General features: G+C 36.0%; 17 protein-coding genes and 1 pseudogene. 6 read left to right on the plus strand and 12 right to left on the minus strand.

Features of this window, described 5'->3' with window-relative positions; all coding sequences use genetic code 11:
- Positions 1-25: 25 nt before the first annotated feature.
- The 7 genes from MUB18_RS09345 to MUB18_RS09375 all read right to left on the minus strand — a co-directional run bounded on the left by MUB18_RS09345 (position 26) and on the right by MUB18_RS09375 (position 5,704).
- Positions 26-601 (minus strand): pentapeptide repeat-containing protein, encoded by a 576-nt coding sequence (locus MUB18_RS09345; RefSeq protein ID WP_248755717.1) that lies wholly within the window; start codon positions 599-601, stop codon positions 26-28.
- A 259-nt stretch (positions 602-860) separates the two neighbouring features.
- Positions 861-1,403, minus strand: a complete 543-nt coding sequence (locus tag MUB18_RS09350) for an SRPBCC family protein (protein ID WP_045752216.1) — start codon at positions 1,401-1,403, stop codon at positions 861-863.
- Between the two features lie 18 nt (positions 1,404-1,421).
- Entirely contained in the window at positions 1,422-1,880 is a 459-nt protein-coding gene (locus MUB18_RS09355) for an SRPBCC family protein (RefSeq protein ID WP_248755718.1), read from the minus strand.
- Positions 1,881-1,888: 8 nt separating this feature from the next.
- Positions 1,889-2,743: an NAD(P)-dependent oxidoreductase gene (locus tag MUB18_RS09360; protein ID WP_248755719.1), complete on the minus strand. Its 855-nt coding sequence runs from the start codon at positions 2,741-2,743 to the stop codon at positions 1,889-1,891.
- Positions 2,744-2,965: 222 nt separating this feature from the next.
- The gene (locus tag MUB18_RS09365; protein ID WP_248755720.1) at positions 2,966-3,193 is read right to left on the minus strand and encodes a VF530 family DNA-binding protein; all 228 of its coding nucleotides are present in this window, start codon (positions 3,191-3,193) and stop codon (positions 2,966-2,968) included.
- Positions 3,177-4,736 (minus strand): serine hydrolase domain-containing protein, encoded by a 1,560-nt coding sequence (locus MUB18_RS09370; protein ID WP_248755721.1) that lies wholly within the window; start codon positions 4,734-4,736, stop codon positions 3,177-3,179. Before MUB18_RS09370 ends, MUB18_RS09365 begins: the two co-directional genes overlap by 17 nt.
- Before the next feature lie 86 nt (positions 4,737-4,822).
- Positions 4,823-5,704, minus strand: a complete 882-nt coding sequence (locus tag MUB18_RS09375) for an SDR family oxidoreductase (protein ID WP_045755962.1) — start codon at positions 5,702-5,704, stop codon at positions 4,823-4,825.
- Positions 5,705-5,993: 289 nt separating this feature from the next.
- On the opposite strand from MUB18_RS09375, the gene MUB18_RS09380 reads away from it, so the two are divergent.
- Positions 5,994-6,824 (plus strand): hypothetical protein, encoded by an 831-nt coding sequence (locus MUB18_RS09380; RefSeq protein WP_248755722.1) that lies wholly within the window; start codon positions 5,994-5,996, stop codon positions 6,822-6,824.
- A 73-nt stretch (positions 6,825-6,897) separates the two neighbouring features.
- Here MUB18_RS09380 and tsf read toward each other — a convergent pair whose 3' ends face one another.
- The 4 genes and pseudogenes from tsf to rplM form a co-directional block, all read right to left on the minus strand.
- On the minus strand, positions 6,898-7,734 hold the full coding sequence (gene tsf, locus MUB18_RS09385; protein WP_045753025.1) for a translation elongation factor Ts: 837 nt from the start codon (positions 7,732-7,734) through the stop codon (positions 6,898-6,900).
- 195 nt (positions 7,735-7,929) lie between these two features.
- Positions 7,930-8,726: pseudogene (gene rpsB / locus MUB18_RS09390) on the minus strand (30S ribosomal protein S2).
- Between the two features lie 18 nt (positions 8,727-8,744).
- Positions 8,745-9,131 carry a 30S ribosomal protein S9 gene (gene rpsI / locus MUB18_RS09395; RefSeq protein ID WP_021188575.1) on the minus strand — a complete coding sequence of 129 codons (387 nt, stop codon included), beginning with the start codon at positions 9,129-9,131 and terminating at the stop codon, positions 8,745-8,747.
- Positions 9,132-9,142: 11 nt separating this feature from the next.
- On the minus strand, positions 9,143-9,586 hold the full coding sequence (rplM, locus tag MUB18_RS09400; protein WP_045753023.1) for a 50S ribosomal protein L13: 444 nt from the start codon (positions 9,584-9,586) through the stop codon (positions 9,143-9,145).
- A gap of 273 nt (positions 9,587-9,859) precedes the next feature.
- Here rplM and MUB18_RS09405 point away from each other — a divergent pair, with 273 nt between their 5' ends.
- The 5 genes from MUB18_RS09405 (at position 9,860) to MUB18_RS09425 (ending at position 15,667) form a co-directional block, all read left to right on the plus strand.
- Positions 9,860-11,569: a tetratricopeptide repeat protein gene (locus tag MUB18_RS09405; RefSeq protein WP_248755723.1), complete on the plus strand. Its 1,710-nt coding sequence runs from the start codon at positions 9,860-9,862 to the stop codon at positions 11,567-11,569.
- A complete protein-coding gene (locus MUB18_RS09410) occupies positions 11,547-12,350 on the plus strand; it encodes a DUF4292 domain-containing protein (RefSeq protein WP_248755724.1) in 804 nt (267 codons plus the stop codon). Before MUB18_RS09405 ends, MUB18_RS09410 begins: the two co-directional genes overlap by 23 nt.
- A gap of 103 nt (positions 12,351-12,453) precedes the next feature.
- On the plus strand, positions 12,454-13,749 hold the full coding sequence (locus tag MUB18_RS09415; protein WP_045753020.1) for a murein hydrolase activator EnvC family protein: 1,296 nt from the start codon (positions 12,454-12,456) through the stop codon (positions 13,747-13,749).
- A gap of 95 nt (positions 13,750-13,844) precedes the next feature.
- On the plus strand, positions 13,845-14,045 hold the full coding sequence (locus MUB18_RS09420; protein WP_045753019.1) for a twin-arginine translocase TatA/TatE family subunit: 201 nt from the start codon (positions 13,845-13,847) through the stop codon (positions 14,043-14,045).
- Between the two features lie 155 nt (positions 14,046-14,200).
- Positions 14,201-15,667 (plus strand): lytic transglycosylase domain-containing protein, encoded by a 1,467-nt coding sequence (locus MUB18_RS09425; RefSeq protein WP_248755725.1) that lies wholly within the window; start codon positions 14,201-14,203, stop codon positions 15,665-15,667.
- 77 nt (positions 15,668-15,744) lie between these two features.
- Here the strand turns inward: MUB18_RS09425 and MUB18_RS09430 are convergent, their stop codons facing one another.
- Positions 15,745-16,257, minus strand: coding sequence for a phosphoribosyltransferase family protein (locus tag MUB18_RS09430; protein ID WP_045755329.1), 513 nt, complete (start codon positions 16,255-16,257; stop codon positions 15,745-15,747).
- Between the last annotated feature and the right edge of the window lie 34 nt (positions 16,258-16,291).

The following is a 16,291-nucleotide window of genomic DNA, read 5'->3' on the forward strand; positions in this document are numbered from 1 at the left end:
AACTAGAAGCCGAAAAGTTTAAAAATTAGGATTCAATTTTAATATCATATTCAGTTAGCAGACCTGGTAGACTGAGGAGTGAAAATTTGGCTTTTTTTAATTTATTTCTATTCGGAGAAAGAGTTAAATTTAATGCATCACGAAAATCCACCTGTTCAAGATTGGTTTGATCGAATAGGGCTTGATTTAAGTCACAGTGTTGAAAAGATGATCCGGTTAGATCGGATTCTGAAAAATCTACTTCTTTTAATTGACAGTTTTTAAAGGATGTCTTTTTTATCTTAAGCTGATAAAAAGAAGCGTGATCGATATTGCAGTTGTCAAAGGTAAATGATAAACCAAAAGTATTGCATTGCTGAAATTGTAGACCTAATAATTTACAGTTTTTGAAAAATACTTGTTGGAATGTAGTTCCAGAAAGTTCGGCTAACGAAAAATTACAATCTACAAATGTACAATCTGTGAATATGCTGTTGTTCAATTTGTTATTGGAGAAATCACATTTTTCGAAGCGACAATTATCGTATTCTGCCTGTTGAAATACATTTTTTTTAAAATCAATGGAAACTATTTTCTCCCCTTCGTAATATGCGCTAATCATATTCAAAAGTAAAGAATTTAAATCAAGAATATAGGATCAATCCATCCTTTATTTTAGGTAAGATGATCGATTTAATCGATGTCACTTTATGCATCCATCACCATAATAAGGAGTTGATGTCCAATGGGGACACATAGCTATTTTGCGATGAAGCAGAATTCATTTGCTTTAGTGTGCCATTCTTTAGCTAGGTTTACTTGTTCTGCACTTCTAATCCAAACTGTCGAATGTAGTGTTATTGTGGTCATGTGGTTTTAATTTATTCGGTTTCTAATTTTGTTTTTAACCTTTGAAGGCCTACTTCTAGATCTTGACCTAACATTTTGTCAAAGTCCATAAATAGCAGCATGAGATTCATGGGGTAATTCATATGTCCATCAAATCCCCAAATTACTTTTGTCATATTGGACGATAAGGAGTCGGTGATCATATAGGCCTTATCTTTTGATTCAAACGGTTTGATAAATCTAATTTCGAAATCAATACGTTTTCCTTGTTCAATTTTGACAATTTCCTGCTCGCCTTTTCCTACACTATCCGCTTTACTGTCCCATGCAGAAATAAATCCGACAGTTCCATCAGTACCCTGATATGTTTTTTTCATCAGCGGATCCATCATTGCCCATTTGCTGAAGTTGTTTTGATTTCTGAGGTATTTAATATAGTCGAATACCTCTTGATTGGGTTTGTTAATGGTGATTTCTCTTTTGACTGCATAGTCTTTTTTAACAAATAGTGCGATGATCAAAAGTAGTACTACGATGGAAAGTAATACAAATACTATTTTTTTTAAAATTTTCATATAAGTAGATTTAAGAGTTTACATCATCACTTGTTTTGGAAATTTGTCAGCGATTAGGTCTAAATCGATTCCGTGTTCTAGGTATGCTTTACACCCATCGAGTACTGTTGTGAATCCGCCGGTAGAATCCATTAAAACTTGTAGTAGTTCATCTCCCGATTGTTGAAAATCTTTCTCATAGATCGTGACATATGTCCGATCTGTAGATAGTGATTTGAAATTGAATTCCACTAAAGTTTCGGGCGGTCCCCATCGTACTGTAATTTTTTCATTGGTAATAATATCTTGTACTTTAACTGTACTTTTTACAGCATACATTTCCCATTCCCAAATAATTGTTTTGCCAGTTTCCAGTTTTCCGGAGCTTTTGGTAAACCAAAAATGGACCGTAATAGCAGGATCTATAAATGCCTGGAAAACCTGTTCAACAGGTTTTCTAATTAACATTTGAGCTGTCACACATATTTGATTTTTCATCACGGGTATTACTGAATCTGTTTTAGATAATTGATTATGCCGATAACATCTTGCTTTCCAAAACCTGCATCGTGGGCCTGTTGATAAGTCTCGATTAATACCTTGCTCAGCGGACTATTCGCTCCTTCATTTTTAGCTAGATTGATATCTTTTAACATGAGATCTAAAGCAAACGCAGCTGAGTAATCTTGTTGTAGGAGAAGTGGCGTTTTTACCTTCGTGGCACCACTACCGCTTGCGCTTTCATTGATAATTTCTAGCATGTCTTCTCTCTTTATACCACTTTGCTCACCAAATAGTACGGTTTCGGCAAGTCCTTGGTAAGTAATGGATAGAAAATAATTGATAGCTAATTTGGCTGAGATACCTTGTCCGGTAGGACCGAGATGTTTTACTGCTTTACCCAGCTTTTGAAAATAGGGCAGTACCTCCTGAAGATCTTTTTCATCACCACCTGCCATAATAATCAATGTCCCTTCCTTGGCCGGTACTGTACTGCCAGCTACAGGTGCATCGATGAAGCGTGCTTGCTTTTCTTTTAGCTGGCGCGCTGTGCGGAGCGTAAGTTCTTTGGAAATAGTACTCATATCAACGAATAATTTTCCTTCAATGTCTTCAAGTTGAAAAATATCTGCGTATAGATCTATAATGGCAGCATCGTTGGAAACCATTGTAAAAATGATATCACAGTTCTTGACCAATTCAAGGGCACTGATATAGACTTCTGATCGATCTGTAAAAGGTTCTGATTTGCTGGGTGTTCTATTGAAAACAGAAAGCGGAAATCCAGCATTTTCGAGATTTTTTGCCATCGGAAACCCCATGTTTCCGAGTCCGATCCAACCTATCTTTTTATGATGCATATGTTCTAAGTTTACAACAGATATAACAACTCATTTTTAAGTTAGTTTTTATCATCTGTCGTGTTGTGGTTTTTTTGATATTAAATTTTAAATCAATAGGTTATAAAAATAAAAAAATATAATCTAAACGTATCTGCCCATTAGGAGATGAAGCGGATAAATTATCTTTTCTATACTACTGCTAGTACATTTTTTATAAGAAGGTGGATCCCATTATCGCAACTATTTACTTTCGTACTGATATATCTTGAGATACAATTCTTCTACCTTTTTTCTTGCCCAAGGTGTTTTTCTTAAAAAAACGAGTGAAGATTTTATACTTGGATTTTCATTGAAGCATTTGACGTTGATGCGCTCACCTAAGCCTTCCCAACCTCCAAAGTAGGCAACCAGGTATTCTAATATGGTGTCCAATCGTTGTCCATGAAGTGGGTTATTTTTTTGTTCCATTGTTTGTCTGTTTTTTAAAATTGAGATCTTGAAAGTCAAAACTGAAATCTGTCTGCGGAGAAATCGGTTTCATTGTAAATCCAGCGACCTGATTGTCTTGAATGTCCATATATACAAATGCATCAGCATACATAAAGCGATTATACCATTTGACAGCATAGGTGTTGTCTTGATAATAGAATAGTTCCCCAGTGAGCTGTGGCGAACGTTTAGAAATAAATTCTAACTGTCCATTTTTATTCATATGAAGGGCTACTTCCCCAAGCCAATTATCATTATATGTGCCTTCTATGGTTTGATGGTGCTGATTTTTTATATTTTTATGCTCATCTACGATCTGCCATGTTTTTTGCGTTATGAGATCGGCATCGGCATTATTTTTTGCGATCAGATCTTGATAGGTCGTGATCCAATGTTGATCTGGAATACCTAGGTAGAAATCTTTTATACTGTTGCATATGGCAGTGAATGCAGCACCTTCTTGTTGATTGGTCAATACGACAATGCCTAGCTTTAATTGTGGAATCATAACGATTTGAGTGACAATTCCTTCTAAACCTCCGGTATGCGAAACTTCCAATTTTCCTGCTACATCTGTAAGGACAAAGCCTAGTCCGTAATTCTTAAATAAGGAGTGGTATGGTGCAGTGGTCCGCACCGGCATAATGGTCTGGGGACTCGTCAATTCTTTCAGTTGTTTTTTAGATATCAATTGTTTTCCTTGATGCTCCCCATTATTTAGATGAAAGATCATCCATTTGTTGAGGTCTTCAACATTTGAGTATATTCCACCAGCCGCATCTAAGATTGTATTGGTATATCGTGTGCTAACTTGATTTTTTCCATCTATCGGTACGTGAGGGGAAATGACATCGTCTCGATCCATTAATAAGTTCCAGTTTGGAGCTGAATGATTCATCTCTAGTGGTTTAAAAATTCTTTGTTGAATAAATTCTTGCCACTGTTGTCCAGATACTTTTTCTAATACTTCTCCAGCGATGATGTATAAAAGATTGTCATAATCATATTTTGTACGAAAGTCGGAAGTTGGTTTTAAAAACCGGATATTATGGACGATGTCTTTTGGGCTAAAGTCATGTCCGTCTGGCCAGATCATTAAATCTCCTGCTCCCAAGCCTAAACCACTTCTATGGGTCAGCAAATCTCGAATCGTAAAATTCTGACTGACGTAGTCATTATATAATTTGAATTCGGGGATATATTTTTGAACTCGATCATCCCAATTAATTTTCCCTTCATCAACCAAGATCGCTAGTGCAGATGTTGTAAAAGCTTTGGAATTAGATGCAATACCGAAATTTGTACTTGCATAAACCTTGTTTTTTCTGTTTAAATCTGCAATACCGTATCCTTTGGCCAAGATGACTTGATTGTCTTTGACAATACCTACTGCAATTCCGGGTACATTAAAAGCGGACAATGCTTTTTGAACGAGAGAGTCTACGGTATTTTCTGCTATTTGCTGGGCAGATAAAGACGATCCGCTAAAAAATAGGAGTGTTATAAAGGCTATTTTTTTCATTCCTGTGTTATTATTGTCAAATATCTAAATAAAACAACAATTGTCTAGCCTTTGTATAAAAAACAATCGTATTTATTCGCGCTAGTTTAAGTGCTTTTTGCTCCTCGGGTCAATTTTTCTACCGTATCCCACTGTTCATCAGTCACCGCATCGAGTCCATTGAATTCTCCGGCACCTTTTAGCCATTCTCCACCATCTATCGTGATGACATCACCATTGACATAAGCTGAATAATCAGATACGAGATATGCCGCTAAATTGGCCAGTTCTTGTAAGTCGCCCGTGCGACCTAATGGAATTCTATTGATAGGGTTGAGGGTTTCACTTAGGTTGCTTGGAAAAAGACGGTCAAAAGCTCCAGTGGTATGAAAGGGGCCTGGTGCAATGGCATTCAATCGAATCCCTTTACGTCCCCATTCTACGGCTAATGATCTTGTCATCGCCAATACGCCTGATTTGGCGCAAGCTGAAGGAACTACATATCCTGAACCTGTACTTGCATAGGTAGTCACAATATTCAAAATCGTTTTATCTTGATCTTTATTGGCAATCCAGATTTTTCCAAGAGCTAAGGTGCAGTTAATGGTACCTTGTAGGACAATTCCTAAGACAGATTCAAATGCACGGTGGCTTAGTCTTTCTGTAGGGGATATGAAATTTCCAGCAGCATTATTGACCAGAACATCAATGGAACCTAGTTCTTGAATACCAAAAGCTATGACTTTCTCTACAGATTCATAATCACGGACATCGCATGCTATAGCGATGCACCTACCTTTTGTTTCTTGACTTAGTTCTGTTGCGGTTTGCTGTATGACATCATCTTTGCGGCTCGTGATCAGGCATTGGGCACCTAATTGTAAAAAATATCTGGTCATGGCTTTACCAAGCCCAGTACCACCGCCGGTAATTAAAATGTTTTTTCCTTTTAATGCATCATCACGAAGCATGCCTTGTGTCGTACTCATTTTGGATATCATTTAGTGATGTATAATCAATGTTATCAACCAATTTACAAAAAATATGTGCTTTTGGTACTATTTATTTTAAATGTAATAATTTGATCTCTTTAATTTCTAAAGTTGATTTTGATTAATTCTGTTTATTCTATTTAACATAGCTTACTTCATTTTAATGAGTTTTTGAAAGGTAAATAAATTGAAATAAGCAACTGTTAATCATGTAGATTGAAGAGGTAGATTGTAATGGATTGATATAAAATAAAAAGTATATTTGTTTGACCTAAATTTTAAAATTATGAAGAAGTATATCTTTATCATGGCTATCCTGCTTATTGGGCTACCTAGTTTTGGACAGCATGTACGGCAGTTGTTGGGATCTGGTGCAAAAAATACGATACCTGGAATGAGATCTAATTTACATAAATGGCAAGATTCTACTAATTATAAATTAAATGTGATACCTGATTATTTTATGTTGGGCACTTTTAGTGATTATTTGGATCGGTTTAATGGTCGTAATAAGGAAATTAATATTGATGAATATGGTTCTTCAGAAAAAGCATTGTTCACGTATTTAGCTGCATTTTTAGAAGATAATTATCAGCTGAAAATTGAAAAAAAAATATATAATGATATTCAAAGCGAATTGAATAATCCACAATTGGCTCAACATTTTAATACGTTTTATACCGATGATGGTCATTTGATTGGCGAAAATTTTGATAAAGATGAAAGTAGGAAATATTCATTTTTACTTGGATTATATATCCGGTATGGGGAGCGGGTTTATGATGATGTTTATAAAATTAGAATTATAAATTCATCAAAAGATAAGATTTTATATCCTTTACTGAAAGATCTGGGCTGTAATAAAATTTACTATAAAATGTTAAGAAATTTTATTCCTGTGAGTGAGTATTTCTATTTTGAGGCTACCCCGATAATGATTAAGTATTTTAAAACGGTTGATTCTATAAAAGCAGATGATTTGAATGTTTTTGTTCAGCATCCGTTTTTAAAAAATTTAAGAGAGGAAGATAGGAAAGAAATGGAACGGGTGATGATGGAAAATAAGGAAAAGGAGATGCAGATGTTGAAAAACTGGTTTTCTGCAAATGAATTTTAATGATATAGTTTTGAATTAAAATAAGAAGACCTATCTCTTTTGGAAATAGGTCTTCTTTATTGAATAACGTTAATTATGCTCCTAATTGAACACGTTTGAACGCTGTAACTGTTAAACCTTTAGAAACTGAATCTAAGAATTGTGCGATAGATTTAGAGTTATCTTTAACGAATTCTTGGTTCAACAAAGTTGTTTCTTTGTAGAATTTATTCAATTTACCAGCAGCGATTTTTTCTGCCATTTCAGCAGGTTTTCCTTCAGCGATGATTTGTTCTTTAGCAATAGCCATTTCACGCTCAATAGTATGTGAATCTACACCATCTTTATCGATAGCGATAGGGTTCATTGCAGCGATTTGCATAGCTACATCTTTACCCGCTTCTTCAACACCATCAGCAGCAGCTGATAAACCTACTAAAACACCTAAACGGTAGTTTGCGTGGATATAAGCAACAACTTTCTCAGCAGAAATAGTTTCGTATTTAGAAACGTCAATTTTCTCACCGATTTTACCTGTTTGATCGATTAATAAATCAGCGATTTTAGTACCACCGATTTCTAACGCTTTTAAGTCTTCTAAAGAAGCAGGTTTGTTAGCCAAAGCAACTTCAGCAACTGACTCAGCGAAAGCTACGAAATCAGCATTTTTAGCTACGAAATCTGTCTCACAGTTTACTTCAACTACGATACCTGATTTACCATCAGTAGCAGCTTTAGCAATGATAACACCTTCGTTAGAATCACGGTCTTGACGGCTAGCAGCAACTTTAGCTCCTTTTTTACGTAAGTAATCAACAGCAGCTTCAAAATCACCGTTTGCTTCTACTAACGCTTTTTTACAATCCATCATACCTGCGCCTGTTTGTTGACGCAACTTGTTTACATCTGATGCAGAAATTTGTACTGACATGATATATTTCTTTTTTAAATTTTTGACTTATTATTTTCTTGACAATATTAACCTAACTCTTGTTAAGTTAATATAAAGTTTACCATTTCTTTTTAGAGCAATGGTAAACCAAAAAACCGGACAGATAGGTTAGTCCAAGAAAAGAATTCTTTTCCAGAAACCAACGCTACGCTATCCGGTTTGGAATAAAAAATATTATTCTCCGTCTTTCGCTTTACGAGGACGTTTAGCTTCTGAAGCTTCAGTAGTATCAACTTTAGCTTTAGCTGCAGCTGCTTCTTTTTCTGCTTCGTCTTCTTTATCACGTTTACGTTCGTCCAAACCTTCTTGGATTGCTTGACCAATGATTCCAGCGATTAAGCTAATCGATTTACTAGCGTCATCATTTGCAGGGATTGGGAAATCAATGTTTGAAGGGTCAGAGTTTGTATCTACCATTGCAAAAGTAGGGATGTTTAACTTGATTGCTTCAGTTACAGCGATGTGTTCTTTTTTCACATCGATGATGAATAAAGCAGCCGGTAAACGGTTCAAATCAGCAATACCTCCTAATAGAGATTCTAATTTGATACGCTCACGTTGAATCATCAACTTCTCTTTTTAGATAATACATCATATGTACCATCTTTTTGCATTTTGTCAATAGTAGACATTTTTTTGATAGACTTACGCACTGTTGTGAAGTTTGTAAGCATACCACCTAACCATCTTTCCGTAACGAAAGGCATGTTAACTGCCTTCGCTTGTTGAGCGATAATTTCTTTTGCTTGTTTTTTCGTTGCTACGAATAAAACCTTACGACCTGATTTTACGATTTGTTTGATAGCTGATGCAGCTTCTTCCAATTTCGTAAGCGTTTTGTTCAAGTCAATAATGTGGATCCCGTTGCGTTCCATGAAAATGTACTTAGCCATTTTCGGATCCCATTTACGAGTAAGGTGACCAAAGTGCACACCTGCATCCAATAAGTCTTGATAAGTTGTTCTTGCCATTTTTTGATCCTCCTTTGATTAACGTTTACTGAATTGGAATCTCTTACGAGCTTTCTTGCGTCCTGGTTTTTTACGCTCAACCATACGGTCATCACGTGTTACTAAACCTTTAGCACGTAAAGCTGGTTTAACTTCTGGGTCTAATTCAACTAATGCTTTCGCAATAGCCAAACGAACAGCCTCAGCTTGTCCTTTTACACCACCTCCATTAACGTTCACTTTCGCATCAAAATTCCCAGCTTGACCTGCTACTTCTAATGATTGAGTAACAATGTATTGCAATGGCAATGTTGGGAAATATTCTTTGTAGTCTTTACCATTAATAGTAAGGACTCCGCTACCAGCAGTTAAGTAAATGCGGGCAACAGCAGTTTTTCTTCTTCCTGAAGTATTAGTTGTTGACATGTCGATTCTCCTTAAAATTTAACTGGTTTTGGATTTTGAGCCTCTTGTTTGTGCTCAGTTCCAGCATAAACATAAAGATTTTTAAACAATTGACGACCTAAACGGTTTTTAGGAAGCATACCACGAACAGCTTTCTCAATGATGCGCTCAGGGTGTTTTGCCAATAATTCTTTTGGAGTGATGAAACGTTGACCACCCGGGTATCCCGTGTAGCGAACGTAAGTTTTGTCGCCCAATTTATTACCTGTCAATCTAATTTTTTCTGCATTGATAACGATAACATTATCTCCGCAATCTACGTGAGGGGTAAACGATGGCTTGTGCTTTCCGCGAATTACTTTCGCAATTTCGCTTGCCAAGCGCCCCAAAATCTCGCCTTCAGCATCAACAACGATCCATTCTTTGTTGATGGTGTTCTTGTTGGCAGAGACAGTTTTGTAACTTAACGTATTCACTTGCTTTTAATTAAATAATTAATAATATTTTATTCACTTCTTTTCCCTGTATCTCAAGGGTCTGCAAAGGTACTTTTAATTTTTTGATTACGAAAATCTATTTTACTTTATTTTAGGGACTTTCATTATCCATAAGTATGTTTTACTCTAGTTTAAAATAAGGAGATCGTCAAAAATAACCCATTGAATTGCAATACCGTTATTTACAATTGTCGTTTATTAGTATATTGCAACATAATTAACACAGTAATTGGTGAACGAGAAGGATTATTTATGTTTAAAAAATATTTGAAGTATGCGCTATTAGTAACAATGTTATCTGCAGCTGGAGAAACAGCATTAGCACAAAATAGTACCCCAGAAAAACCTTATTCGCAACAATTAAAAAATATAGAAGCTTTTTTAAGAAAGGGTGATTATAAACAGGCGATGGATTCGTTAGATGCGATTACAACGCGTTATCCCAAAGCAGATGACGTTTATTTTACGAAGGCAGTATTATTTGGACAGATGAGAAATGCTGATCGTGCTCTGGAGGAAGTAAATAAAGCGCTCGAAATAGATCCTAAAAACGAATATTTAAGTTTTAGTATTGATGTCAATAAGGGTAAAGGCGACCTAGCAAGTGCAATCCGGTCATTGGATATGTTAATGAATAAGGATCATGTCAATATCGCTGCATTAAATAGGGAAAAAATCATGTTATTGTTCAATAATGAACAAAAGGAAGAAGCTTTTGCACGTTATAAAAATGTCCGTGAATCGGCCGGTGCTACTGATACATTGGATGTCATTGGGGCTACTTTGTTATTGGATAAAAACGATTTTCCTGCTGTAATCAATGTTTTGGAACCTTGGGCTAATAAAAAATCTCCTTTAGCACAAGTATATAGTCAATTGGCGCAAGCGTATCGTGAAAATAAAGAGCCTAAAAAATCACTTGCTGTTTTGAATGCGGGTGTTTTAAATACTAAGGATGATTATCTTTTTTTGGATTTAGCTGATGAATATCGTTTATCGGGTAAAGGAAAACTCTCATTTGAGTACTTAAAACAGGCTTTTTCGTCTAAAACTATTGATTTTTCGGAAAAAAATAGAATTATTTTATCCCTCTTGGCTCCGAATAGCAGCTTCACACTCGATCAGGCGCAAGAGCTGGCGAATATTTTAGTAGATATGCATCCGCGTGTAGCAGAAAGCCATGTCGCAAAAGGGCAAGTAAACTGGATGCGTAATGACCTTGTTGGTGCACAATCATCATTTTCGATTGCCGTAGGGATCAATCCCTATCAAATTGACGCTTGGCGGATGTTGATCAATGTCGATCTGGCCATGGAGCAGTATGATCAAGCGATAGCGCATGGGGGAGAGGCTTTACACAATATCCCAAACAATCCTGTTATCTTGTATTTCAGTTCGATTGCCTATACATTAAAGGGTAATTATGAGCTTGCTCGTAATTTGATGGAAGCTGCACTGAATAATGGGCAAAATGAAAATGCTATTTTTCAATCCAATATATATAGCGGACTGGGTGATATCTACCATTCACTTAAAATGGAATCAGCGTCGGATGTGGCCTATAGAGAAGCGATTCATCTAGATAGTACAAATGTAAGTGCTATGAACAATTTAGCCTATTATTTGTCGTTAAGAAATCAGGATTTAGAAGATGCGGCCCATTTTGCTGAAACTGCAAATAAGTTGAGACCAAATGATGCAACCTTAGAGGATACGTATGCTTGGGTGCTATTTAAACAGGGTAAGTATGCTGATGCTTTGGTCTGGATCGAAAAAGCTATTAAAAATTCAAATACGATTTCTGCAGTTTTATTAGAGCACTATGGTGATATTCTAATTAAAAATAAAAAACCTGCAGAAGCAATGAAGCAATGGAAACTAGCGTTAAGTAGAGGTGGTCAATCAGAAATAGACTTGGATAAGTTAAAAGAAAAAATAAATGCGAAAGCTTATGTGGAGTAGATCTATTGCTATAATGGCCGTGCTTTTAATATTTGCGTCTTGTAGTACGAAGAAGAAAGTTGCGAAAGTGAAGAGTGATCCTGTAGAGATTCTGACGATAGATAAGGAAGATTCTAAGACCGAAATTGCGCAAAAATTTTTATTATCTAACTTGGAGTTTACGACGTTCTCGGGCAAAGCTAAGAGTAAAATAAGTATTGGAAAATCTTCTCAAGATGCAACGGTGAATATCAGAATAGAGAAAGATAAGAAAATATGGATTTCCATTACTGCATTGTTAGGTATTGAGGTTGGGCGAGTTTTGATTACACCGGATAGTGTTCAGATCTTAAATAAATTTCAAGGTGAATATACTGGAAAACCATTTAGTTACTTGTACCAATATGCAAGTGAGGATTTGACTTTTGCAAATGTACAAGATCTGCTTTTGGCGAATTTTTCTACAAATCTGTTAAATGCCAATAATTTTGAAGTGGATCAAAAAAGTATACCGATGCAATTGAAGGGTCAAAAGAATGAACTTACTTATAGGTATTTAGTGAACCAACAAAATAAATTGGACTCGTTTAGCTTAGAACAAGTTGCTAAGGGACAAAAATTGGAAGCAAATTATGCAGGCTATTCAAATAACGGAGGGATGTTGTTTCCGATGGCACTTGAATTACTGATTTCGGGAGGTGATACCGCTATAAGCGCTAACTTTAATTATAGCAGAGTATCGTTCAATGAGGCACTGGAAATGCCTTTTACAATCTCCAACAAATACAAAGTAATTCATTAATGTTAGCACGATAATCCTTAAGATTTATTACTTTCGCATCTGGGACTGTTTTTAATGAAAAGATGTTAATTCGGACTCAACTGCTAGTAAAAGATTACTATAGATGAATTTAAAAAAGATAATACTAAGTCTACTTGCGTTTTTTTTGATGCTTGGAATCGGTTTTTCACAAACCCGGGCGGAGCTTGAAAAGAAACGTGAAAAAATAAATCGTGAAATAGCGGAACTTCAAAAGACGCTTAAGGAGACTACGACGGAAAAGATATTGACGCAGAAGCAGGTGAGTGCGCTGAGTAGTCAGATTAATCTTCGTCAAGAAAAAATTACTACCATTAGTTCTGAACTCAGTTTGATTAATCGCCAGATTAATGTCAATACTGCTGCTGTTGATAAATTGAAGGCTGAGTTGGAAAAGATGCGCAACGATTATGAGAAAATGATCATGTTTGCGTTTCGAAACCGTAATGCTTATAATAAATTGATGTTTATTTTCGCTTCAAAAGATTTTAATCAAGGGTTTCGACGTGTAAAATATTTGCAACAATTCAATGATTCACGGAAGTTAAAGGCGAGTGAGATTGAAGGGACTAAAAAACAAATTGAACAAAAGATCGCACAGCTTCAGGCTGATCGTAATAAACATAAACAGTTATTGAACGAACAAGAACAAGAGAAGAAAACGATCGCTCAGCAACGTGCTATTTTCTCGAATGAATTAAATTCTTTGATTACCACTGAAAGAGGTGTAAAACGCGATATTACGCAGAAACAAAAAGAGGAGCGTAAGTTAAGATCTGCCATTCAAGCAATCATTAAAAGAGAGATTGAAGCCGAGCGTAGAAGACAAGAAGCTGCTCGTAGAGCTGCAGAAGCTGCTGCGGCAAGAAGTGCTAAGAAAAACGACACTAAAGTAGAAGAAAAAGAGTCATCTAAATCTACTGCCCGTAAGTCGGATTCAGAGGTGTTACGCGCTACTCCAGAAGCAGCCCGTCTATCGGCTGATTTTAGATCTAATCGCGGACGATTGCCATGGCCAGTTTCCAATGCTAAAATATTACAAAGTTTTGGTACAGATAGGACAGGAAGAAACGTGTCTGTGAGCCATGAGTCCTTGAAATTACAAACAGCAAGTGGCGCTACGGTTAAGTCGGTATTTTCTGGAACTGTAACAAGTACGTTAACGTTGAATGGACTTAAGGTGATCATCATTTCACATGGTGAATTCTTCTCGGTGTATAGCAACTTAGCAAGTTTTAGTGTTTCGAAAGGACAGAAAGTGTCTGCAGGTCAGTCTATTGGAACTGTTGCTAACGATCCTGATCTGGATGCGCCGGTACTGGATTTTCAAGTTTGGCAGGGTCAAATTCCGATGAATCCACAATCTTGGTTAGCAAATTAAAAAAATATAGAAATAAAAATTATTATGTACATTTGTTTTTAAGGTATAAGTGTATATACTCAAAGAGAATATTGAAAAACAGTAAATCATAAGTTATGTTGACATCAGGGTTATTAATAATGGGTATTGGGGGTCAGGAATTAATTATAATCGTTGTAATATTATTACTACTATTTGGCGGTAAAAAAATTCCTGAATTGATGCGTGGATTAGGTAAAGGTGTAAAAGAATTCAAAGACGGACAGAAAGAGGATTCTACAGATGATACTAAAGAGAAAACAACAGAGAATAAATAATTCTGCTGTGTGTTAGAAATAAGATTTTACCTCTTCGTAAAATCTTATTTCATTTTTTACCATTTCTAATCTTGTAAAAGAAAAGCGTATTTGAAAAAAATTATACTTTATTCTTAGGACGATTTAGTTCTAATTGTCAACCATAATTAAAAAAGATGATTGAAAAAAAGAGGACTCTATTCACCATAGGCTTAGCCATCACGACGTATTGTTTGTGTGCACAAGAAAGGTCTATAGATGAGATGAGAAATTCTACGCAAGCAATTATGTCTGCGAGTATTGATCGCGAAAATGCATCGATCTTACAACAGCTTGACAGCATTAAATTTGTTAATATAGGAGAGAAAGACGCCCAATCGATCGTCTTTGATATTGAAGATGTCAATGTTGTTCGAAAACTAAATTCCTTAGAACGTGAAGTCCCCTTAGACTACAACCAACATGTTCGCAAGTATATTGATCTTTACAATTCCAAAAATTATTCTGGGCATATGTCCCGAATGCTGGGACTGGCGCAATATTATTTTCCGCTTTACGAACGTATTTTGGCTGAAGTGGGCGTTCCTAAAGAAATAAAATACCTGTCGATTATTGAGTCTGCTTTAAATCCTCATGACGTATCACGTGTTGGAGCAACAGGACCGTGGCAATTTATGTATGGTACTGCTAAGATTTATAACTTAACGATGGATACGTATGTTGATGAACGTAAGGATCCTATTGCATCCAGTTATGCTGCTGCCAAATATATGAAAGAAGCTTATGCCGAATTTGGTGATTGGCTGTTAGCGATTGCTTCCTACAATTGTGGAAAGGGTGGAGTCAAACGTGCGATTTTAAGATCTGGAAAGATTCAACCTACATTTTGGGAAGTCGCACCTTATCTACCTAAGGAAACCAGAAATTATATTCCTGCTTACATCGCGATGACTTATACCTTAGGCTATGCACAGGAACATGGCATCGAAGCTCAGGAAAGTGAAATCGCTTTGAATACGCAGGTGTTAGAAGTTGATAAGTTTATTTCGATAGCTGAGGTTGCTAAGGCAATAAATGTGTCAGAAGAGAGCTTAAAACTGCTTAATCCGGCTTATAAGAAAGGAGTAGTCAATGGCTCCGATGAAATTCATCGCCGTTTAATTATTCCTGCACTGGGTGACGGCATCAATAAAGATCAACTTTATCTAGCGCTCAATACAACAGTAGAAGCTCCTGTTCAATCCATTGCGGCTGTAGACGCTGATATTCGTAAGAATAGTAAAGGTAGTGCCCAGCCTAGTCGCCATCAAGTGCGTAGAGGAGAAACCTTGGCTATAATTGCGAGAAAGTATGATGTTAGTGTTCAAAATTTAAAAGCTTGGAATAACGTGAGCGGATCTTCTGTAAAGGCCGGAACTTCTTTAGTTGTCAATAGCAATGGAATAAATAGCCGATTAGCTCAGAAGGCTACTGCAAGCTCGTCCAAAAAGTCAACTGTTCTGGTATATACTGTCAAGAAAGGTGATACACTTTCTGAAATAGCGAATAATAAGGGGGTGTCTTTATCTAAATTGAAAGCGGATAATAATTTATCACACACAAAACTAAAGCCTGGAATGAAATTGAAAATCAATAAGGGTTAGCATCAAGATGTCAATCTATAAAAAATTAAAAGCCTTCCATACGGAAGGCTTTTAATTTTTTATATCGTTTTATGCTCTTATACAAGCCACGCTGCATCATCTTCTGCTTCAAAACCTTGCAGATTAACTTCTACATGTTCCTTCAAGATGGTCGATAGTTTTAATCCATAATAATCACTTACAATAGGGAATTTTGGGTGACTTCGGTCAATAAGTACGGCAGTACGCATTTTCTTAATTGGAACGTTTAAGAATACCCCTAATCCATAAGCAAGCGTTCTTCCGCTATTCAATACATCATCAACTAAGATTAAGGTTTTATTTTTAGCACCTTCAATGGGTTGATCGGTCTCTGCTTTTAATGAACGACTTGTTTTACTCATCGTCACCTTTAAGAGCTCAATATTTTTATCTGATATTTCTTCTAATATTTTTTGCAAGCGTTGTGCAAAAACATAACCTCTATCCGCAATACCTACTAACACCAACGTATTTTCTTCAAAATTATCTTCTAAAATCTGATAAGCGATACGTATCGATTTTTGTTTGATTTGTTCTTTATCTAGTATGAGCGTTTTCTTTGACGACATAATGGTATTAAATTTATTTAAGCGTAAAAGTACT

The organism is Sphingobacterium sp. PCS056, assembly GCF_023273895.1.
Classification (GTDB): Bacteria; Bacteroidota; Bacteroidia; order Sphingobacteriales; family Sphingobacteriaceae; genus Sphingobacterium.